Consider the following 21,392-nt stretch of genomic DNA (forward strand, 5'->3'; position numbering starts at 1 on the left):
GTTAAATTCGCGTGAACTCTGTATACCGTCTAGCTATTTCCTCGTTCTCTTTCGTCAATATGTGCTTAATTGTTTCGTCATCAACGACGTTGGAATTGAACAGAGCATATGAAAACGCCCCTCGCAGGCCACCTGCGTCGGTTGCTCTGCATGACAACTCAATCTCGTTGAGACGCCCAGGCATTAGCAGTTTGAACAGCGCATCAAAATCCTCTTGCCGCGCCGCCTCCATGCCTAATGGAACCATGCTGCAACCCGCCTCGTGATCTTGCTCTGTGATGTAGCCGCGTGTGGAAAGTACTTCGACGAAGCGTTCAAAATTGAGGTCCCCTCTACGCACGAAAGCGATCAACGATAGACTTGGTGCGAAGCTCATGCGGTAGTCCCCCTTAATTCACCGAAGCCACAAACACCCACTCCGCATAAGTCTCCTTGTCCTGAAAATCCCGGTACTGAATCGGGAACTCTCTTTTCTTGAAGACGCTCTGCGTGGAGCGACTGTGCACCCCCAAGATGCCGTCCGCACCTTGAACAATCACCCAGTCGACTTCGCCCGTCATGGGGTCTGGATACAGGCGACGCAGGTGACGCACAGGCGCAGTAAAACGTTTGTCCTCCAGCAGATCGTCGAGTGAGCGCGGCAAAGACTGGCTTTTCCCCGCTGGCACACTGCTGTAGTAAGACTTGATTGCGCGGCGGTACTGGTCTCCCACGAACAGCAGCTCGGTCTCTTTGGCGCGCTGGGTGTGGGTGCGCTGCAGTTCCACCATGGCCGATGCACCCAAGGTAGTCAGCAGCAGAAAAATCAGCACCGCGAGCAACACCAGACCTGACTGCGAGGCCAAAGCCTTGCGCGGGCGGGTGGCTTTTGTCATGGCTGAACGAGTCCCGTCACCAAGCGCTGTAAGCCGACCCGTCCAGCGCGCGCTGGGACGACTTCGAGGAGACATCGAACACGTCCGCACCCGGTTGCGGTGCTTCAGCGCTGCTGCTGTAGGCGCGGGTGTTCCATGTCTGCACATCGCTAAGGGCCGGATCTTCGGCGAAAGGGTCACGCGGAATCCTGCGCAGCACCACAAAAGGCTGCGCGGAGAAACCAAAAGCCGCAGAGCGCGGAACGCCGTTGACCAGCACCTCCAGCGACGGAGGGTAGCCGGAGGCGCCTACCCCCTTGTCGATGACCCCGGCGTCGGATGCGGCCTTATAGCTATCCAGCGCCCGGCGTAGGGTGCGCAAGCCCTGCTTGAGTTCGGCCTCCTTGGCGCGTGTTTGCACCACCTGGGTCAGCGGCACGGCCACCATGGCCAGCAGGCCCACGATGGCCAGTGAGACCAGCAGCTCGATCAGCGTGAAGCCGCCTTGCCCCGACGGTTTCACGGCGCGATCTCCGTAGTGGGTGGCTCGACACCTTCCTTTGGCGGGATTGGGTTTGGCACAAGGGGCGCGCGTACGTCGTAGATGCCTGGCTCAGCGCCGGTTGGAAATGGCAAAACCTCCCAGGCTCGGGAGCCGGACACCGGATCCAGCGGGATCTCGCGCAGGTAGCGCTTGTCCACCACCTCCTGCAATTGCATCGGGTACTTGCCTTGGTCGGCGCGGAACTTGTCGATTGCATCGCGCAGTGTGGCGAGGTTTTGTGCCTGGACTTTTTCCTTGCCACCATCCACCGCTTTGAAGTAGCGCGGCGTGGCCAGCGTCAAAAGTAGGGCGAGGATGGAGAACACCACCAGCAGTTCGATCAGCGTGAAACCTGCCGCATGGGGGCGGCGAGGGCGCGGACGGTAGCGTGCCTTGCGCTTCCGGCCTGCGACCGTTCGCAAATCCATCTTGCGGAAACTGCTGGAGAAGGGAGTCACATCGCCTCTCGTTAACGCTTGATCATGGGTGGGGGTGGCGCCAGGCCACCACCACTCAGCGGCATGGCGGGAATGGGCTGCGGAAGAGGTTGTGAAATGGCTGGCGTAGGCGATGGCGTCCCCAGTGCTCCCGGCATCTGTGGTGCAGGCGTGATGCCGCCGGCTGGCGCGAGACGGCCTCCCAGTCCGTTGGGCAGACTCAAACCGCCCACTGGGTCACCCAGAATCTGCCGGTCGCGCAGTGTCAGCGCCGTTCCCGAGAACACGCTGGCCCGGTCCAGGCCGAGATTGGCGTAGTTGCGCACGATGCGTGGCGTGATGGCGAGCACGATTTCAGAGCGCGACTTGGTGGTGCTCGAGTTGCCGAACAAGCGTCCGACCATGGGCAAGTGCCCCAGGCCCGGAATCTTGTCGGCGGTGTTGCGCTCCTCGTCGGTGATCAGGCCGCCCAGGACCTGCGTCTCCCCATCGGCCAGACGCAGAAAGGTGCTGGCGTTGCGCGTACCGATCTGGTACGAGCGGCTGCCCTGCGGGTCGGTGAATTCACGCGCGATGTTGCTGACCTCGAGGTTGATCTTGATGCCCACGTCGTTGCTGGCGTAGACCTGCGGTTCGAACTCGAGCTTGAGGCCGACGTCCTGGTAGGTGATGGTGCCGGTGACAACGGAGGAGCCGCCGTTGACCGGCGTGACGTTGTTGATGATGGTGGGCACGCGGTCGCCGATCATAATCTTGGCTTTTTCGCGGTTGCGCGCCCGGATGCGCGGGCTGGCCAGGATGCGGGTTTCGGTGTCCTGTAGCTTGAAGTTGAGCGTGCCCGAAATCGGGGAGACCGTGAGGCCGCCCACGCCCAGTTGCCTGAGCTGGCCGATGGTGAGGCTGCTGACGGTCCCGCCCGGCGTGGTCGCGCCGCCGCTGGGTGTGCCGATGGTGATGGCGCTGGGTGGGGAGACGCCCAGGTTGCTGTTGCGGCCCTCCGAGATCTCCAGCACTTCCACTTCGAGCATGACCTCCGGGTCGGGCTCGTCGTGCAGGGCAATCAATTTTTCGGCGATGCGCAGGGTTTCAGGCGTGTCGCGTATGACCAGCAGGCCGCTGCGCTCGTCGGCTGAAACGTCTTTCAGCTTGAGCATGGTCTTGAGCATGCCGGCCAGGTATTTGAGGTCACTGTTGGTGACGCGGAAGGAACGCACGGTCAGTTCCTGGTACTCCGACTGCTTGCTTGCCGTCGCCGGATACACCATCATGGTGTTGCTGTTGACGATGCGCTTTTCGAGCTGGTTCTGCATCAGAATCAGGTCGATGGCGTCTTCAACTGCGACGTCCTTCACAAAGATCGTGACCCGGCCGTCGGCCTTCACTTCGCGGTCCAGCAGGATGTTCAGGCCCGTGGACCGGGACAGGGCTTCAAACACGGTGCGCATCGTGGCATCGCGGAACTGCAGCGTCACCGGGGAGCTCATCACCGACTTCGCTTCCCTGAAACGGTCACGTTCGACATCGGCTGCGGCCTTGGCGTCGAGGACGTTTTTCCGGAGCTGCGCCGCCTGCTTGTGACCGGGCTGGTCGGCCAGCACCCGCGCGGCGCGCTCGCTCGCCGCTTCCAGTTTGCCGTCTTTGAGGTAACGCTCGCCCTCGGCCAGCAGCTGGTCGTTGCGCATGTCCTGGTCTAGCGCCTTCAAGGCCGTCACCGCCCGGACATTGCTCGGGTTTAAGGCCAGCGCCCGGCCGTAGAGGTCGCGCGCGCCGGCAATATCTCCACTCGCCCGCACCTGGTCGGCCTGTTTCACGAAGCTGTCGGCATGCTTGTCGCGCTGCACCAGGTAGTCGATCTTGTAATACTGGTTGCGGCCTTCGAGCTCCGTCGCCTTCTTCAGCGAAGCGATGCCGGTATCGATTTTTCCTTCTTCAATCTGGCTCATGCCGTCGTTGTGATAGCGCGCACCGGCGCAGGCCGTGAGCAGCAGGCAGGTCAGTACGGCCGACGCGATAGGCGTCATATGGCTGCGTCCTTTGACCACGCGCTCTGCTTGATCGCCGCTTCCGGAAATTCCGGCAATCCGTTCAATTGTTTTCATCTTGGGTTGTCCAGAAGTAGAAGCGATTGTTTTTGGCCCAGAGGCAGATAGGTGAACACCACGCGGTCGCTGGTGATCTCGTCCACCCGGTAGTTGCCGGCGACGGTGTCGCCTTTTTGGATGACGGTGAGGTTGTCGCCCTGCTGGATGAAGGCCTGCTGCTGGCCATTGCCAATCCTCTTGCCCTGGATGGCACCCACCGCGATGAAGGGTAGCGGCGGCGCTGTGGGTGGTGGTGGCTCGACAGCGACTGGCGGTGGCGGCGGTTTGTGGGTCTTGGCGAAGGTGGGTGGTGGCGCGGGCGGGGCCACGACTTCCGGCGGCGGTACGAATTCAGGCGCCAGCGGGCCGAAGGGATCGCGTACCACCATCTTGTTCATGCGCTGACCGGCGCTGTTCATCGCGACGTCCAGGCTTGGGGATGCGACGTCGGCAGGGGGCGGCAGCGCCGTGCTGGACTGCGGAGAGACGGGCGGTGAGGCTGTGCGCTGACGCGGCGGTGCTGCCAGGTCAAGGTCTGCGTCGACCTGGCCAGACTGCCACTTGCCTTGCATGCCGGCCGCCAGCACAAAGCTGCCCAGGCCGGCCGCAACCAGGATGAGGGCCTTCTTCCAGCCCGCAGATGCGGCGGCAGTGCGATCTGGCGGTGACTGGTTCACGGCATGGCCTTTGCAGTGATGGGCCCAGAGACATTCGCTGGACTCTTCCCGACAGCGGGTGGCCCCTGGATGTCGCCCGCCCGCGGTGAATACACGAACGCGAGCTTGAGGAATATCTGATGCTTGACGGCTGTGCCGTCCTTGCGCTCTATGCGCAATTCCTGCACTGCCGCGTGTGGCATGGCATTGAGCACGCTGGCCAGGAATTCCTTGAGCTTGCCGTAGTTTTCGGTGATGCGCAGATCCACCAGGCGGGTGTCCAGGCCCAGGGCCGTCGGGTCCGCATCGCGGTAGTCGCCACTGGCCAACACGATGCCCAGGCTTTTTGCGATGTCAAAAATCTGTGCCAGATCGGCCGTGTAGTCGGCCGAAGGCGGGAAGATGACAGGCACGCCCCGCACAGGATTCACGGCGAGCTTGGGGCCAGGTTTCTGGGTCTGCTTCAGCTCCAGCTGCAGCGTGGTTTTCTGCAGTCGCAGCTGATGGGAAAGGCCCAGCAGCAGGGCGCCCACCAGCATCAGCCCGACGCCGCACAGCACGGGCCAGCCGAGGGCGCGCAATGACTCCAGGCCCGCGCCGCCTCGGAGCCGGTCAAGCGTCCTGGTTATGAAAGCGGGGCCGCGCATCATGGCGAGGGCGCCTTGCTGATGCCCGGCTTCAATACGGAGGGCGAGATGTCCGCCGGTATGAGCGGACTGAGCGTGTTGCTCGACGGTTCCTTTGCCAGGAAAACACCTTCATTGAGACGATTCCAGCTCGCCGTCAGCCGGAAGCGGAAGGCAGCTGGGCTGCTGCGCTCATCGAACTGGTGGCTCACGATGCGCACGTCCGAGAAACCACTCACCGTGCTCATGGCCTCGGTGTAGGCCAACATGGATGGATAGTTCGAGGCCATCAGGGTCAGCTCGATCTTGCGGCTTGCGGGGTTGGCGGTGTTGGGCACCATGGAGAGCAGGGTGACCCGGCCTTCGACGGTATCGGCGGCGGCTTCAAGGGCCTCAAACATCAGCGACCACGGTGTTTGCAGCAAGGCTTCGAGCTGCCGCCTGGCCTTGATCTTTTCGAACAGGGCGGGGTTGTTCTCGGCCTGCCGCATCTGTTCACTCAGCGCGCTTTGCTGTTTGAAAATCCTGGCCTGCTGGGCGCGGACGCCCTCAAGCTGCTCCCCAGCCCTTGAGGTCATGTACAGGCCCGAGAATGCGGCGCAAATGCCCGCGGCCAGGATGAGCCAGCTCAAGGGGCGGTAGCGCGGCGCGCCCGGCGCAAACTCGAACGGGCTCTCGATCAGATGCCGGCTCATGCTGCCAGCTCCATGGCAACTGTGGGTGATGCTTCTACCGCATGGGCCGGCCAGACGCAGGGAACCGCCTGTTCATCAACGCCCGCGCCCGAAGCGATCAGGAAACGGTCCAGCGCGGGCTGAAGCCAGGGGTCGCCTGTGGGCGTTGGGAGCGGCGTGACCGTGCGCCAGGCATTGACGGCGCTGCCGTTTACCAAGCGGATGAAGGTCACAGCCGCATGGCGGTGCCCCGAGGCCTCCCGTTCTGTCCAGACCAAGGTGCGCGCATCGCGCTGGTGCCGGCATTTTTGGAGCTCGCTGTCGAGCTGTTCCACGATGGCTGGCTGGCAGCTTGCAAGCGTCATGCGCTGAGCCTGGGCCAGTGTGTGCAGGCCGGCGACCAGGGCTGACTCGAGCGTGATCACGCACAGATGCGTCTGGTTGGCCTCGATGCGCCAGCGCACTTCATGCCCGGCCGCCTCCATGCCCAATGCCTCTTGCGAGAGCGCCCTTGCCACGGCTCGTAGCTGTTGTTCGGAGCGCGCCAAGGGCGAAGAAAAATCCATGGGTGCGATGCCGACATAGGAAGTGCCCATCCCCGTACGCACCACGAGGCGGCAGCCATCGAGAGATTCCGTCTGGCGCGCGCGCAACGCATGCAGAGCTTGCGCGGCGGCTTCGAGCAGGGCTGTGATGCTGTCGGCGCGCGTGGCACCTGAAACCCAGCTTGCCGTTTCGACGATTGGGGTGGCTGCGGCTTCTTCAGTGGGCTCGCTTTTTTCCGGCAACGTCCGGCCCAGATTGCGCACCAGGCGCAGGCCCCAGCCGGGCGCGGCCGGCTTAAGCGTCGCCCTTAGGTGAGAGGCGCCAATGTCCAGGTGAATCACGGCTTTCATGGCTGGCAATCAGGCATGAGCAGCCTCTACGTTCTGCGTGTTCTGCATGTTCTCCCGGGGCGTGACGCGGTTGATCTCTTCCACAGTGGTCTGGCCTCCCATGGCCAGGGACACGGCCGAGTCGCGCAGGCTCATGAAGCCTTTGCCGCGTGCGACCTGCTTGATCTGTGAGATCGGCGCCTGCCGCACGAGGAGATCTCGTATGTCATCGTCCATCTCCAGCGTCTCGGCAATCGCAAGGCGCCCCTTGTAGCCGGTGCCGCGGCAATGCGCGCAGCCCACGGCATGCATGAATTTCGCCTGGTCCAGATCCAGGCGTTCCGCGGGGATGCCCTGTTGTGTCAATTGTTCGGGGGTCAGGCCTGCGGGCATCGCGCAATGCACGCACACGGCGCGCAGCAGGCGCTGGGCGACGATGCCGGTCAGGGCCGACACCAGGCTGTAACTGTCGACGTTCATGTTTTTGAAGCGGCCTATGACGTCAAATACATTGTTGGCGTGCACGGTGGTGAACACCTGGTGGCCCGTGAGAGCGGCCTGTACCGCGATCTGCGCCGTCTCGGCATCGCGTATCTCGCCCACCATAATCTTGTCCGGGTCGTGGCGCAGCACGGAGCGCAACCCGCGCGCAAAGGTCAGGCCTTTTTTTTCGTTGACGGGAATCTGCAGCACGCCCTTGAGCTGGTACTCGATCGGGTCTTCAATCGTGATGATCTTGTCCAGGCCGGTGTTGATCTCGGAGATCGCCGCGTACAGCGTGGTTGTCTTGCCGCTGCCTGTGGGGCCGGTCACCAGCAGCAGGCCATACGGCAGGCTGGAGGCCTGGCGGATAAAGTCCTTGGCGCTTTGCGCGAAACTCAGCGTGTCCAGGCTCAGCGTCTGGAACTGCCCGGTCAGGTGCTTGCGGTCCAGTACCCGCAAGACGGCGTCTTCACCAAACAGGTTGGGCATGATGGAGACCCGGAAATCGATCTCGCGCCGCTCGACGCGGACTTTGAAGCGGCCGTCCTGCGGCGTTCGCCGCTCGGAGATGTCGAGCTCGGACAGCACTTTGATGCGTGAAATCGCCTGGTGCCCCATTTCGGCGCTGTCGATGCGCTTGACATTTTCCAGCACACCATCGATCCGGTACTTGACATGCAGGCCGGTCGGCTGGGTTTCGAAGTGGATGTCGGACGCGCCCATCTTGAGCGCGTCGTACAAGATCGAATCGACCAGTCGGACCAGCGGGTTCGCCGTGGTCTCTATGCTTGCGATGGACAGGGCCACGACGGAGGCATCGACGGATTCCGCCTGTGCAAGGCCACCGGCATCTTCCTCTTGGTCGCTGCCCATGGCCATCAGGTTGCGCTCGGCATGCGCAAGCCAGGCTTGTATGTCTTCGATCAGTGCCAGGCCGCGAATTACCTCACCCGCGTTTGCATCGCCCAGTTGCAGGTCTATCCACTCCTGGCCCTTGAGGTCCAGCGGGTCGCTGACCACGACCGTGCGCACCTTGTTGCCGGCAGCGTCGACGGACCAGCCGCCCAGGCAGCCGCGTGACTGGCAGTCGGCAAACGAGATCAGTTCGAAGTCCGGTGTGATGCCCTGCAGGTCTTGCGTGGCCATGGCGCGCAGGCCCAGCGCCGCCGCGACGTCCACAAGTACGCGCGTGCCCTCTAGTCCGCTTTGTCGCACCATCCACTGAAGACGCGACCCTACCGGCGCCGCCTGCACGGCTTGTTGCATCAGCGCGCGCCCGGCCTGGCCGCCGGCCGGTGAAGCCGGGGCGGTGTCCGCGTCGGCTGGCGGGGAAACGGGGAGGAGGGTGCTCATGGGCGAAAGCAATGCAAAGATCAGTTCAGGCTGGAGGCCAGGTCGAAGATGGGCAAATACATGAGGACCACGATGGCGCCGATAACGGTGCCGATCACGATCATCAGCGCGGGTTCGATGACACGCGTGGCCACGTCGATGGAGCGCTGCAGCCGGCGTTCGTAGAACTGTGCGATGCGCTCCAGCATCTCCGACATGGAGCCGGTGCGCTCCGCCACCTTAAGCATGCTGGTGGCCACAGGGTCGGACAGCCCCGCGCCGGACAGGGCCGCGCTCATGCTCAGGCCTTCGCGCATCAGCACGACGGCGCGCTCCAGGCGCTCGCGGTCCGCATCGCCCAGCAGCCTGGCGCCGTGCTCCATCGCGCGGTGGATCACAATGCCGCGCGAGACCAGAATGGACATGGTGCGGTAGAGCTGCAGGTGCTGGAACTCGCGGATCACGCCGGCTATGTAGGGAAGGCGTTGCAGCCAGCGCGAGCGCACGCCATGTGCGCGAAAATGCGCGACCACCCAGGTCCCCAGCGCCAGGACTCCGCCGAAGAACAGCATCAGTACCCAAGGCTTGGCGGCCACGAGCCGGCCCCAGGCCATCAGGCCAGCCGAGAGCATGGGCAGCTGCGTGCGCGTGCTGTCCAGCAAGCCGGCAAAGCGCGGGATCACCACGCCCATGAGGAACATCACGACCAGCCCACCGACCACGAGCAGCACCAGGGGATAGACTGAAGCGCCTATGAGCTTGTCCTTGAGTCCTTGCATCTCCCTTTGGTGGGCCGCATAGCGGGCCATTCCCTTGCCGAGGTCGCCGGTGCGTTCGCTGGCTTCCACCGTGGCGATCAACAGCTCGGGGAAGGCACCCGTCAGCCGCATGGCCGCCGAGAGATTGCGGCCTTCCGACACCGCGCGCGCCACCTGCTCGATGAGGTCGCGCCGTGCGTTGACCGTTTCCTTGATGCTCAGCGTCTGCAACGCTTCTGTGACGCTGAGGCCCGCGTCGATCAGTGCTGCAAAATCCTGTGAGAAGGACGCGGTGTCGAGACCCGAGCGGGAGGGCGCCGCGGATTTCCCTCGCATCAATCCGCCAAGGCCGGCGCTGGATTCCTTGGCTGCCTCGCAGCTTAGAACCGTGAAGCCACCGCGCGCTGTCTGTGCGAGCGCTTCAGCAGCCGTGGTCGCGCGCACCTGGCGCGACGCGATGCGTCCCGCACCGTCGCGGGTGACGACGTCAAACAAGGCGTGAGCCGCGAGCATGCGTGAAACTGTTCTGGCGCCAGCGCTGACGTCAATTGACCGAATGCAGCGAGACGTCCTGCGCCTCACCGGTGCCGCCGGGCTTGCCGTCGGCACCGTAGGAGATGATGTCGATGCTGCCCGCGCCCGGCTTCAGCACATAGCTGTAGTCATTGCCCCAGGGGTCGGTGGGTAGGGCCTTTTTCAGGTAGGGCCCCTGCCATTTTGTGATCCCCGGCGGCGGTGTGTTCAGGGCATTGAGGCCCTGTTCCGCGGTGGGGTAGCTGCCTACATCCAGGCGGTACTGGTCCAGTGCCTTGTCGAGCGATTCAATCTGCGCCTTGGCGATCTTGGATTTGGATTTGCTGACCGAGTCAAAGTAGCTCGGCGCGACCAGTCCGGCCAGCAGCCCGATGATGACCACCACGACCAGCAGTTCCAGCAGCGTGAAGCCGCGCGCAGACCTGCAGCGCCTGGCCCTGGGGGCAATCTCCAGCTCAAACGTAACGTGACTCAATGAAATTCCCCTCCCAGAGAAACGCTTATGGATGCGGTTCTAAATTGATCGTTCTGAACCTGCCGGCCTAGCTGTTTTGCGTGCGAAAAGATTCTGCCGGAGGCGCCTGAAATCGAACAACGCGTGTGTTGGTGAAACAACCCATCATCCGTTCCAAAAATAACCCTGCTGCACAGGTCATGGCGTTGTTCTCAGGCTGACCAATCTTTTTTCGACCTCCTGTGCGCTGATGGCGCCCGGCGCACGCGATCCGTCGGCAAAGATGACTGTCGGCGTTCCGGTAATGTTGTACTTCTGGCCGAATTCCCGGTTGCGCTTGAGCGAATTCACATCGCAGTCGGCTTGAGGCGGGGTCGTGCTGCGCGTCATCCAGTCTGACCATGTCTTGGCTTTGTCGGCGGCGCACCAGATGTTGCGGGACTTGATGGTCGAATCCTGGCCCAGCACAGGGTAGAGAAAAACGTAGACCGTGACATTGCTAACGTTGGCCATCTCTAGTTCAAAGCGTTTGCAGTAGCCACAGTTGGGATCTTCGAATATGGCCAGCTTGCGCGCGCCGTCCCCGCGAACGATCTTGAAGGCATCTTCCAAAGGCAGCTTGTCAAAATCAACGACGCTCAGTTTCTCGACCCGCTCCTCCGTCAGGTTCCTGCGGGTCTGCGTGTCCAGCAGGCTGCCGCGCAGGAGGTAGCGGCCTTGCTCGTCGGTATAGAAAATATCAAAACCGACCCGCACTTCATAGAGACCACGGATGGGTGTCCTGCTGACCTCATCGATTTTTGTTGAGGCCGGCATTTTTTCAGCAAGGTTTTTGCGAATGACCGCTTCCTGCGCAAATGCCGAAGCAAGGAAGAGCGCCCCAAAACCGAGTAGAGCAACTCTTTTCAAAATATGCATGTGGAACCTGATTCGTTGCTTGCGTTTTGTTGCAATGAGTTTAGCGTGCAAGACCTTATCTGGATGGCGTTTCTCCTCCTGCAAATAGGGGTTGTGTCGTTTTCCGAGCACGTGTCTTGTCTTTGACTTAGCTGTGATCACTTAAGTTGTCATTTTTCAGGCGAGCATTTAAAGAGATGAACACCATTTGCTAGTGCGCATTTTTTTATCTGTTGTCTTTAAGTGAACGACTCATTTATTTCGTTTATTGAGTATGCGGATCAAGTGGGGTTGGCATTACATTCGCTCTGAATGTAAGCGGCCTCGAGCCGAAAAAAAATGGGAGTGAGGGATGGGATTGCCATACAGCTGGTTTGCGTTTGCGCGTTTGCGCGACGCCCGTATAGCGCATCCGCTGTTGTTGGCGGCAGGTACGACAAGGCCTCATTGGACGTTGTCGCGGGTTCCGAGGCTCGGCATTTATCTGTTTGCCGTCTTGGCACCAGCTTCCGAAAGTCCTAAAACATCTAGAAGGTGGATTGAGACTGCGCTTTTTTCCTTACTGTTTTTCTTTACAACCTGCGCGCACGCCGTTTTTTGCCAAGAGCCTCCCCCGGAAGGAACAAGTGCTCGCACCATTTATTTGGGAGCTGATAAACCGTCACTAGGTTGCTATGGGCAATACGGCGGTGTCACTATCGTGCTCGATGGCATTTCGCTGCAGGGATCGACCTGTAGGTTGGGTTTTCATTGCAGCAATGACACGCATATCGGTGACCATTCAGATTATTCTGCCACCGCAGATTGTCCCGATGGCAGCAAATGGGTGGCCGCAGCGAACGCGTGCGTAGCAGTAGTTGATAAAAACAGGACAGCAAACCCACCCAAGAGCTGCGGCGTAGGCAACCCGATCTATCCCCTGACAGGCACCAAACGAGAAGTGGTGGATACGGGGATAAGCGCAGGTGGACTGCGCGTGAGCCTGGTATACGACAGCACCGCAGCCGCACCCATGGCCGCAGGCGGCGCCAGGCCCATGGTTGCCAAGCCAGAGGTCGTCGGTCCTTTGTGGTCCAGCAACCTGCACCGCAAAGTGCTGGTGCAGGCCACAGGCCAAGGCGCTTTGGTGGCCAGAGGCGACGGCCGCACTATCAGCTTCAGCGGAAACGGCGCAGGCGTGTTCACCGCCGAAGCCGACACCAGCGACCGCCTGCTCAGCGTGAATGGCGGCTACCGCTACATCGATGCCGCCGCACAGACCCAGGAAAGCTACGACAGCAGCGGCAAGCTCACCGCCATCCACTGGGTCAGCGGCGCCAGCCTGACTTTGACCTACAGCACCAGCGCGATCCCCGCCGCCCCCGCCGCCGGCTACCTCGTGCAGGCCCAAGGCAGCGACGGCCGCAGCATCGGCCTGACCTACCAGCTTCCCGCCGGCGCAGATCCCGCCACTGGTGGACGACTCAGCAGCATCACCGACAGCCAGGGCACCACCAACCTGGCCTACGACAGCGCCGGCAACCTCGCCAGCCTCACCTGGCCCGACGGCAAGAGCCGCAACTTTCATTACGAGAGCACCAGCTTCATCCAAGGCCTGACCGGCATTACCGACGAGCTCGGCGTGCGTTACGCCACCTTCGGCTACGACAGCGGGGGGCGCGCCATCTCCACCGAGCATGCCGGAGGGGCAGGCCGCTACAGCACCAGCTACAGCACCCCACCCCAGATTGCCGTCACGGAGGTCTACGACAGCACCGCACAAGTGCTGTACCGTTACCACGACTGGTCCCAGGCGCAAGGCACCGCCGTCACCGATCCCCAGAATGCCAGCCAGGCTATGGGCGCCACAACAATCAACGGCAAGAGCTACCTCACCAGCCAGAGCCAGCCCGCCGGCAGTGGCTGCGCTGCCAGCACCAGCACCCTGAGTTACGACGCCAATGGCAACATTGCCAGTCGCGACGACTTCAGCGGCAACCGAAGCTGCTATACCAGCGACCTGGCCAGGAACCTGCAGACGACCCAGGTCGAAGGCCTGGCCAGTACCGCCAGTTGTGGCGGCGTACTGCCAACGAATGCCACACTTCCCACCGGCAGCCGCAAGACCAGCACCCAGTGGCACCCGGACTGGGCCTTGCCCGCGGTCATTGCCGAGCCTGGCAAACGCACGACCTATGTGTACAACGGACAGCCCGACCCCAGCGCCTCCAATGCAGTGGCCGCCTGCGCGCCCGCTGCGGCACTGCTGCCCGACGGCAAGCCCATTGCAGTGCTGTGCAAGCAGATCGAGCAGGCCACGACGGATGCCGACGGCAGCCTGGGCTTTGCTGCAACACTGGACGCCAGCGCCACTGCGCGTGTCACCAGCTTCACCTATGACGTCCAAGGCCGAACACTCACCAGCACCGATGCCCTGAATCGCTCAAGTAGCTACGCCTACTACGGCACCACCAGCTTCAGCGGTACGGCACCCAATGAGAACAACATCGATCCGGAGTTGAGTCGCGTCAGCTTGCTACTCTATGGTTTCGGCTCAGCCGGTTCCCTCATCGTGGACAGCAGCCTTTCGCCCAAGCCCTTGACGGTGCTGGGTAATGCTCAGATCAGCACGGCCCAGAGCAAATTTGGCAGCAGTTCAATTTACTTTGGTGCGAACGGGGCGTCCGTGGGCACTCCATCGGCACCGGATTTCCAATTCGGCTCCGGGAATTTCACGATTGAAACCTGGGCGTACCAGACAAACCGCAATACCGGCACCTATTGGGCATACCAGCAGGTTGTAGGGCAATACGAAGTCACCGTGAATTCAAACGTTAGTTTCGTACTGCTCGCTGCGGACGGGTACCCTCGGGCCGCTTTCTGGTCGGGGAGCGCGGTGGCGGCGGACATCAATGCAGCAAATCAATTGCCCCTGAACACGTGGGTGCATCTGGCCGCGGTGCGCAATGGCAATTTAGTGACCCTTTACGTCAACGGCGTGAGCGCCGGTTCCGCGGCCTTGACTACCAGTCTGGACGTTTCTGCCAGAAACATCACGGTAGGCGCGGACAGTGCCCGCCAAATAGGCTGGAGCGGGTATCTCTCCGATCTGCGGATCACAAAGGGGGTGGCGCGGTACGCCGCGAACTTCACGCCACCGGTACGGGCATTTTCTGATACAGGGCCGGTTGTTGATTCCAACGCCGTAGGTCGCAGGACAGGGGATCTGCAGAGTGTGACGAACGCAGCAGGGCATGTCACCCAGTTCACCCAATATGACAGGGCAGGGCGGGTCCGGCAGATGGTTGACCCCAAGGGAATCGTCACCGACATGACCTATACCCCGCGCGGCTGGGTGAGCAGTGTGGCTGTCACCCCGCCAGGCGGAGCAGCCCGCACCACCACCTACGCCTACGACAACGCCGGCCAGCTGACAGGGGTCGTCATGCCCGACAGCACCAGCATGAGCTACAGCTACGACGCTGCGCACAGGCTGACCGGCGTGACCGATGCCAAAGGCAACACCATCACCTACACCCTGGACGCCATGGGCAACAAGGTCAGCGAACAGGTCAAGGACCCGCAAGGCAGCCTGCAAAGAAACATCACCCGGGTGTATGACGCCCTGAACCGGGTCCAACAAGTTACGGGAGCAGTCAATTGAATCGCATTGAAGAAAACCATGACTACAAATCGATGATAGGGCGAGCGAGGGCAATAGAGAATGCATGCAGGCAGTTTTTTCATGCGCTCTTGCAAGTGATCGATGAACGTCCTTTTACTCACTCGCCGCTCGCAGTCTTATTGCGGGTGACCGCAAGCCGGAAATTTCGTAGTCATGGTGATTTTGGAGGTGGCATTGCCCATCTTTATCGTCTAGGCGCTACTGCTGTGCTAGCGCTCATGCTGGCAATGATCTGGACACCTGCACACGCCTCGTTTTCCGCAACTCCTGGGGGGACTGAGTACATCTTCAATGATGCTAGGGGGTGGTTTCCGTCCCTCGAGGCCGCTGCTGGTGCTGAGGCTGCGGCCGGCGCGGCAATATTTGGTGGGTCATGGACCTACTCCAACTGTACCGCTGCTAATTCCTGCGACTTTTATAAGGATGGTGGATTGTGGGGGACATTTTCGGCAGGCACTCGCTCCACGCCTATTTCCTGTCCTTCAGGTGCCGCGCCCTCGGGCAACAGCTGCACATGCGTTCCCCCTAATGTAGAAAACGCCGCCCAAACTGGTTGCGATGTGCCATCCCCACCAGCGGTCTCAGACCCGCCAGTGACAAGTGCATCAGTAGCATCCGATCCAAGATCAGACCCAGACAAACCCAAGAAATGCCCTCTTTGCGATGGAGAGCAAACCGCCAAGCCGATCATTCCAGCGACAGGCGAGAAAATCCTGGCGCAAACCGACTACACAGGGCAAGGCGCAGATGCCCTGAGCTTGGTGCGGCACTTCCGAAGCAGCTGGGCCGGTGCGGCAGATAGAGGCCTGGCAGTCAATCCCGGGCTGACCCGCGCCTGGTCGCACAACCACGCCATCTCGATCAAGCAAGAAGGCACGGCTGGCGCTGCAGGCAACATCGCCCGCGTCATCTTTGGCGACGGCAGCGTACGCACCTTCAGTTGGAATGTCACTACCAGCAGCTGGGACGCCGGCAACAGCGCCGACAGCCTGATCCCCAACGCCACAGGCCTTCTGTATAAACGGCTGGACGACGATAGCCTGTGGCAGTTCGATACGGCAGGCAAGCTGCTCACCGTGACCCAGAGAAACGGTTGGATCCAAAGCTATACCTACAGCACGCCCAGCACCATATCCACGACCGCTCCGGTCGCAGGATTGCTCCTCAGTGTGAGCAACCAGTTCGGCCGCACCTTGAGCTTTGCGTACAACCCCAGCAGCCAGCTGACGAGCGTCATCGGCAGCGATGGCCGGATCATCAGCTACAGCTACGACGGCACCACCGCCACCTCACACCTGACCAGCGTCAGTTACCCTGGTACTTCGGGAGGCACCGTCACCCGCATCTACCACTACGAGAACGCTACTTACGCCCAACTGGTCACCGGCATCACCGATGAGCGGGGAATCCGGCTGTCCAACATCGCCTATGACAGCCTGGGCCGCGCCATCAGCAGCGGCTATGCGGGCGGTGCCGACCTGTACACGGTGAGTTACGCCACCCCTGGCTCAGCCACAGTGACCGACCCCTTGGGCACCCAGCGCACCTACAACTACAGCACCAACAAGGGGCAACTGGGTGTCACCGGCGCCGACAAGCCCAGCGGAACAGGCGCTCCATCCGCCGCCAGCCGAGTACAGGACGCCAACGGCTTCATCACCCAGGAGACCGACTTCCTGGGCGTGAACACCATGTACACCTGGGACATCAACCGGCGCCTTCCCTTGAGTACGACCAGGGCAGCAGGATTGCCCGAAGTGCAGACAACGACCACGCAATGGCACCCGACCTTCAGGCTGCCGGTGCTGGTAACGGAGGCGGGAAGGACGACCACGTATACCTACGACACCCAGGGCAACCAGCTGAGCCAGACCGTCACAGATACCGCTACCAATGTGGCACGGACCGCCAGCTGGACCTACGTCCCCAGTGGAAGTGCACAAGGCTTGGTGGCGACCCAGAGCGTCAACGGCGCCGTCCGCCAGACCTACGCCTACTATGGCAGTAACAGCTTCAGCGGAGCTGTGTCCAATGGAGACCCCGAGTGGAACCGCGTCAGCTTGCTGCTCAACGGCACTGGTGCGGCCGGCTCGCCCATCGTGGACAGCAGTCTGTCACCCAGACCCTTGACAGTGTCGGGTAATGCGCAGATCAGCACGGCCCAAAGCAAATTTGGCAGTAGTTCAATTTACTTTGACGGCGCAAGCTCCTATATCTCGACACCCGCCGCAGGATCCTTCCAGTTTGACGCGGGAAACTTCACCGTTGAAAGCTGGGTCTATCAAGCAAACAACACCACGGGCTATGCGTCGGGAATTCAAAGCATCGTGGGCCAGTACCAACTGGGTGTGAATGGAAACGCCAGCTTTGGATTGCTCACTATTGGAGGTTACCCCCAGGCAGCGTTCTTCGCTGGTAGCTCACTGGTTGCAGTTATCAATGCGCCCAATGCGCTACCCCTGAACACCTGGAACCATCTGGCCGCAGTGCGCAATGGCAACCTGGTGACCCTCTACGTCAACGGCGTGAGTGTTGGCTCTGCGGCTCTTTCCGTCAGCCTGAATACTTCTTCACGCAATGTTGCCATCGGTGCCGACTCGATCGGCGCTGGTGGCTGGAATGGGTACCTCTCTGATTTGCGGATCACCAAGGGATTTGCGCGGTACACCACCAACTTCACACCACCGGCACAGGCCTTCCCCAATAGCGGACCCATCACCATTGACCCAAATGCGGTAGGCCACACAGCAGGCGATCTCCAGTCGATCACCAATGCAGCAGGCCACGTGACCCAGTTCACGCTGTACGACAGGGCAGGGCGTGTGCGACAGATGGTCGACCCCAAAGGCATCGTCACAGACATGAGCTACACGCCTCGAGGCTGGGTCAGCAGCGTGACAGTCACCCCGCCGGGCGGAGCAGCCCGCACCACCAGCTACACCTACGACAACGCCGGCCAGCTGACAGGCGTCACGCTGCCCGACAACAGCACCATGAGCTACAGCTACGACGCCGCACAGCGCCTGACGGGTGTGACGGACGCCAAAGGCAACACCGTCAGCTACACCCTGGACGCTATGGGCAACAAGACCGGCGAGCAGGTCAAAGACCCACAGGGCAACCTGCAAAGAAACATTACCCGGGTGTATGACGCCTTGAACCGGGTCCAGCAACTCACGGGAGCGAGCAATTGAACACCACAACAACCATCACCCCAGCAGGAGGTCGCATGCGCAGCCCTAGTTCCACCAGAGCCGTCACCACCTGGCTCAGCCGCCTGGCACTGCTCATCGCCCTGGCTCCGGTCCTGGCGCTGGCCGCCACCCCCACGACCACAGCGCTTTCAAGCAGCGCAGGGACTGCGCCGGTCGGCCAGAACATCACCTTGACCGCCATCGTCACAGGCGCCAGTCCCACCGGCAACGTCACCTTCAAGGATGGTGGAACCACTCTGGGCAGCGGCGCCGTGACAGGCGGCGTGGCAACGCTTGCCACCAACGCCCTAGCCCTGGGCAGCCATGCCTTAAGCGCCGACTACGCAGGCGATACCAACAACGACCCTTCCACATCTGGCTCCATCACCGTCGCCATCAACAGCGGCACCCTGACCTGGCAATACGGCTACGACGCCATGGGCAGGCCCACCACCGTGGTCGATCCCAATGGTCTTGCCAGCTACACCTACTACGACAGCCTGGGCCGCCCCATCCAGACCCAGCAGCCCGCCAACACCGGAAGTGCGACGCCGACCACCACCGGCTTCGCCTACAACGCCAATGACAACCTGACCCAGGTCACCGACCCCCGCAACCTCGCCACCACTTACAGCCCCAACGGCCTGGGCGATGTCACAGCGCAGACCAGCCCGGACACCGGCACCAGCCAGTACACCTACGACCTCAACGGCAACGTCCTGACCAAGACCGACGCCAGAGGCAAGCTCACCCAGTACACCTATGACAACTTGGACCGCCTCAAAACCATCAGCTATGCCACCGGCACGGCCAGCGTGCTCGAGTACGACGGCGGATCCACTCCCACCCCGGCAGCCGTAGGCGAACTCACCAAAATCACCGACGCCTCCGGCCAGACCGTCTACAGCTACGACAGCCTGGGCCGCAAGACAGGCAAGACCCAGACCATAGGCGGCAAGACCTTCACCGTCGGCTACAGCTGGGGCGATAGCGGAAGTGCGTTGGACAAACTCACGGCAATCACCTACCCCAGCGGAACAAAGGTCAACTACAGCTACGATGCCCAGGGCGTGGTCAATGCCGTCACGGTCAATCCGCCCAACGCCAATGGCGTGGGCACCAACACTGGCACCACCCTGCCGCTGCTGAGTGGAATCACCACCAATGCTGAAAGCAAACTGACTGGCTGGAGCTGGGCCAGCAGCAAGACTCAGGCGATTGCCTATGATGCCAACGGCCAGATCAGCGCGTACAACCTGGGTGATCCAACCAGCACTGGCATCCGTCGCACCGTTAACCGGGACAGCGCCGGGCGCATCACCGGCTACACCCACACCAGCAACGGGACTCCGGTGCCCAGCCTGGACCAGAGCTTTGGCTATGACAACCTGAACCGGCTGATCAGCGCCACTCTGGGCAGCAGTGCGGTGCAGTACAGCTACGACGCCACCGGCAACCGTACGGCCAAAGTCATTGGCGGCACCAGCTACCCCAACACGATTGCCACCACGAGCAACCGGCTGAACCAGACCCAGGACAGCACGGGAACAGCCACCGTGCAACACGATGCGGCGGGCAATATCACGAGCGATGGGACCAACAGCTATACGTACAGCGACCGCGGGAGACTGGCGACGATGACGAACGCCGGTGGCACGGTGAGCTACAGCTACAGCGCGCTGGAGCTGAGGATGAGCAAGACGGGCCCGACGGCTCTGGTGCCCACCGGTGCGGCTTACTACGTCTATGACGAAGAGGGCAAGCTGCTAGGTGAATACGACGCCAATGGCGTGCCCCAATACGAAACCGTCTACTTGGGCAGCCCGGTCGGGGTAGTCAAGCAGACGGGCACGGCTGCGGGATCAAACATCGCCATCAGCTTGTACAACGTCTCAACTGATCAGCTGGGTGCGCCGAGAGTGATCACACGTCAGAGTGATGAAGCCTTCGTTTGGCGCTGGGATACGGCGGAACCCTTTGGCGCGACGGCGCCTGATCAGAACCCCGAAAGCCTGGGGACCTTCACATATAACCAGCGACTGCCTGGGCAAACCTTTGATGCCGAGAGTGGGCTGTTCCAGAACTGGAATCGGGAGTACAACCCGAGGATCGGGCGCTATATGCAGTCCGATCCCATTGGGCTTGGGGGTGGGATCAATACCTTTGCCTATGTGGGCGGGGATCCTCTGATGTTTGTTGATCCACGTGGGCTAAACCATGTACTTGGGGTGCTTGGGGTCGCATTTATAGCGTATGAGATTGCCAATAGTGATACGCCTCTGATCGGTGGCGGCGTTGCAAAAGCCGGGACGAAAGTGGCTGAAGCGTGTGTAGCAGAAGGGGTCAGAGTATCGAAAAAGGGCATGTCACTTGTTGAGGCGAACTTGGCAAGATTTGAACCAACCGCAGCTAACGTTGCAATGGTCGATAGGTTGAAGGAAAGCCTTCAAACGGGTGCGAGAGCGATAGGTGCAGATGCAAATTTTTACCTCCACGAGATCGCAGAAGGTACAGCGCGCAGAGCGGGATTGGCTTATGACGCGGCTCATGCGGCTGCGATTGAAAAGTACAGCATTTCACCTTTTTCTCTCTATCATCCAGAAGTGATAAAGAGTCTGCCTGGTGAGTTCAATAACGCGTGGAGAAATTTCTGGGGAATTCAATGAAGTCATTTAACCTGACTAAAGAGCGTAAGGCACGCGTTTGGCTGAGTGAACTACCTACATCATTTCAGACGGATGAGCTTTCATGTAAGAAGGTAGTGCAATGCGAAGGCAGCGTTCGCCCTTTGCGTACGACAATTGCCGTTGAGATTTTTGTACCTGCAGGCGGTCGATTCCTGTATGGGCTGCTGGGAATTCAGTCATTAGGTAAATCGGCGGATAAGACCAGAATAGAGATTCCGATCTTCTCTCGTCCACCGATAACCCACGTTAGCGATTCCTTGGCCGGCACGGTGGATAAGGTTGTGCCATGGATTGACGATGAATATCACGCTGCGATATTAGCGGGTATGAGCGCTGCGGTGGGAGAGTATGCGATAGTTCCTGAGCGCATCCGCATATGCTCCGGCCGGCAGGGGCTTGTTGGTTCTTCCCCAGAAATATTTCGCCGACTGGCATTTATCTGTATGACATTGCTGGCAATTCCAGAGGAAGATATTGGCTGGAAAACAGAAGAGCTTATTGATCGTGGCTAACCCGCGCGTGGGTGTAATAGCAATGCCAGCGCATACACCTGACCATAGGGGGATATAACGTCCTTCAAGAGTGACGGGACCAACAGCTACACCTACAGCGTGTGGATTTCGTGCTTGTTTGATCTGTTTT

At 61.0% G+C, this 21,392-nt stretch carries 17 protein-coding genes; 4 read left to right on the forward strand and 13 right to left on the reverse strand.

Annotated elements, in window-relative coordinates; all coding sequences use genetic code 11:
• Position 1: 1 nt before the first annotated feature.
• The 13 genes from AC1DZE_RS16855 to AC1DZE_RS16915 form a co-directional block, all read right to left on the reverse strand.
• A complete protein-coding gene (locus tag AC1DZE_RS16855) occupies positions 2 to 376 on the reverse strand; it encodes a hypothetical protein (RefSeq protein WP_477670771.1) in 375 nt (124 codons plus the stop codon).
• A gap of 13 nt (positions 377 to 389) precedes the next feature.
• On the reverse strand, positions 390 to 875 hold the full coding sequence (locus tag AC1DZE_RS16860) for a type II secretion system protein (protein WP_477670770.1): 486 nt from the start codon (positions 873 to 875) through the stop codon (positions 390 to 392).
• Between the two features lie 16 nt (positions 876 to 891).
• Entirely contained in the window at positions 892 to 1,377 is a 486-nt protein-coding gene (locus AC1DZE_RS16865) for a type II secretion system protein (RefSeq protein WP_477670769.1), read from the reverse strand.
• On the reverse strand, positions 1,374 to 1,856 hold the full coding sequence (locus AC1DZE_RS16870; protein ID WP_477700331.1) for a type II secretion system protein: 483 nt from the start codon (positions 1,854 to 1,856) through the stop codon (positions 1,374 to 1,376). Before AC1DZE_RS16870 ends, AC1DZE_RS16865 begins: the two co-directional genes overlap by 4 nt.
• An 11-nt stretch (positions 1,857 to 1,867) precedes the next feature.
• Entirely contained in the window at positions 1,868 to 3,934 is a 2,067-nt protein-coding gene (locus AC1DZE_RS16875) for a secretin N-terminal domain-containing protein (RefSeq protein WP_477700332.1), read from the reverse strand.
• Positions 3,931 to 4,593, reverse strand: a complete 663-nt coding sequence (locus AC1DZE_RS16880) for a hypothetical protein (protein WP_477674297.1) — start codon at positions 4,591 to 4,593, stop codon at positions 3,931 to 3,933. The genes AC1DZE_RS16875 and AC1DZE_RS16880 overlap by 4 nt, the downstream gene beginning before the upstream one ends.
• Positions 4,590 to 5,222, reverse strand: a complete 633-nt coding sequence (locus tag AC1DZE_RS16885; protein WP_477674296.1) for a hypothetical protein — start codon at positions 5,220 to 5,222, stop codon at positions 4,590 to 4,592. The genes AC1DZE_RS16880 and AC1DZE_RS16885 overlap by 4 nt, the downstream gene beginning before the upstream one ends.
• On the reverse strand, positions 5,219 to 5,893 hold the full coding sequence (locus tag AC1DZE_RS16890; protein WP_477700333.1) for a hypothetical protein: 675 nt from the start codon (positions 5,891 to 5,893) through the stop codon (positions 5,219 to 5,221). Before AC1DZE_RS16890 ends, AC1DZE_RS16885 begins: the two co-directional genes overlap by 4 nt.
• On the reverse strand, positions 5,890 to 6,768 hold the full coding sequence (locus AC1DZE_RS16895) for a hypothetical protein (RefSeq protein WP_477700334.1): 879 nt from the start codon (positions 6,766 to 6,768) through the stop codon (positions 5,890 to 5,892). Before AC1DZE_RS16895 ends, AC1DZE_RS16890 begins: the two co-directional genes overlap by 4 nt.
• 9 nt (positions 6,769 to 6,777) lie before the next feature.
• The gene (locus AC1DZE_RS16900; RefSeq protein WP_477700335.1) at positions 6,778 to 8,583 is read right to left on the reverse strand and encodes a GspE/PulE family protein; all 1,806 of its coding nucleotides are present in this window, start codon (positions 8,581 to 8,583) and stop codon (positions 6,778 to 6,780) included.
• Between the two features lie 20 nt (positions 8,584 to 8,603).
• On the reverse strand, positions 8,604 to 9,833 hold the full coding sequence (locus AC1DZE_RS16905; protein WP_477673840.1) for a type II secretion system F family protein: 1,230 nt from the start codon (positions 9,831 to 9,833) through the stop codon (positions 8,604 to 8,606).
• Positions 9,834 to 9,864: 31 nt separating this feature from the next.
• On the reverse strand, positions 9,865 to 10,329 hold the full coding sequence (gspG, locus tag AC1DZE_RS16910; RefSeq protein ID WP_477673841.1) for a type II secretion system major pseudopilin GspG: 465 nt from the start codon (positions 10,327 to 10,329) through the stop codon (positions 9,865 to 9,867).
• 177 nt (positions 10,330 to 10,506) lie between these two features.
• Positions 10,507 to 11,226 (reverse strand): DsbC family protein, encoded by a 720-nt coding sequence (locus AC1DZE_RS16915; protein ID WP_477700379.1) that lies wholly within the window; start codon positions 11,224 to 11,226, stop codon positions 10,507 to 10,509.
• Positions 11,227 to 12,181: 955 nt separating this feature from the next.
• Between AC1DZE_RS16915 and AC1DZE_RS16920 the strand changes: the two genes are divergently transcribed.
• The 4 genes from AC1DZE_RS16920 to AC1DZE_RS16935 all read left to right on the forward strand — a co-directional run bounded on the left by AC1DZE_RS16920 (position 12,182) and on the right by AC1DZE_RS16935 (position 21,262).
• Positions 12,182 to 14,848, forward strand: coding sequence for a LamG-like jellyroll fold domain-containing protein (locus tag AC1DZE_RS16920; protein WP_477700336.1), 2,667 nt, complete (start codon positions 12,182 to 12,184; stop codon positions 14,846 to 14,848).
• A 614-nt stretch (positions 14,849 to 15,462) separates the two neighbouring features.
• The gene (locus AC1DZE_RS16925) at positions 15,463 to 18,063 is read left to right on the forward strand and encodes a LamG-like jellyroll fold domain-containing protein (protein WP_477670757.1); all 2,601 of its coding nucleotides are present in this window, start codon (positions 15,463 to 15,465) and stop codon (positions 18,061 to 18,063) included.
• A 35-nt stretch (positions 18,064 to 18,098) separates the two neighbouring features.
• Positions 18,099 to 20,729 carry an Ig-like domain repeat protein gene (locus AC1DZE_RS16930; protein ID WP_477700337.1) on the forward strand — a complete coding sequence of 877 codons (2,631 nt, stop codon included), beginning with the start codon at positions 18,099 to 18,101 and terminating at the stop codon, positions 20,727 to 20,729.
• Positions 20,726 to 21,262 (forward strand): hypothetical protein, encoded by a 537-nt coding sequence (locus AC1DZE_RS16935; protein ID WP_477671728.1) that lies wholly within the window; start codon positions 20,726 to 20,728, stop codon positions 21,260 to 21,262. Before AC1DZE_RS16930 ends, AC1DZE_RS16935 begins: the two co-directional genes overlap by 4 nt.
• Positions 21,263 to 21,392: the final 130 nt, after the last annotated feature.

The organism is Polaromonas sp. P1_F1 (assembly GCF_056405795.1).

Coding starts and splice junctions, on each gene's coding strand:
- AC1DZE_RS16935 (WP_477671728.1), top strand. CDS start 20,726: ATGAAGTCATTTAACCTGACTAAAGAGCGTAAGGCACGCGTTTGGCTG.
- AC1DZE_RS16905 (WP_477673840.1), bottom strand. CDS start 9,833: ATGCTCGCGGCTCACGCCTTGTTTGACGTCGTCACCCGCGACGGTGCG.
- AC1DZE_RS16860 (WP_477670770.1), bottom strand. CDS start 875: ATGACAAAAGCCACCCGCCCGCGCAAGGCTTTGGCCTCGCAGTCAGGT.
- AC1DZE_RS16855 (WP_477670771.1), bottom strand. CDS start 376: ATGAGCTTCGCACCAAGTCTATCGTTGATCGCTTTCGTGCGTAGAGGG.
- AC1DZE_RS16885 (WP_477674296.1), bottom strand. CDS start 5,222: ATGATGCGCGGCCCCGCTTTCATAACCAGGACGCTTGACCGGCTCCGA.
- AC1DZE_RS16890 (WP_477700333.1), bottom strand. CDS start 5,893: ATGAGCCGGCATCTGATCGAGAGCCCGTTCGAGTTTGCGCCGGGCGCG.
- AC1DZE_RS16900 (WP_477700335.1), bottom strand. CDS start 8,583: ATGAGCACCCTCCTCCCCGTTTCCCCGCCAGCCGACGCGGACACCGCC.
- AC1DZE_RS16895 (WP_477700334.1), bottom strand. CDS start 6,768: ATGAAAGCCGTGATTCACCTGGACATTGGCGCCTCTCACCTAAGGGCG.
- AC1DZE_RS16930 (WP_477700337.1), top strand. CDS start 18,099: ATGCGCAGCCCTAGTTCCACCAGAGCCGTCACCACCTGGCTCAGCCGC.
- AC1DZE_RS16875 (WP_477700332.1), bottom strand. CDS start 3,934: ATGAAAACAATTGAACGGATTGCCGGAATTTCCGGAAGCGGCGATCAA.
- AC1DZE_RS16915 (WP_477700379.1), bottom strand. CDS start 11,226: ATGCATATTTTGAAAAGAGTTGCTCTACTCGGTTTTGGGGCGCTCTTC.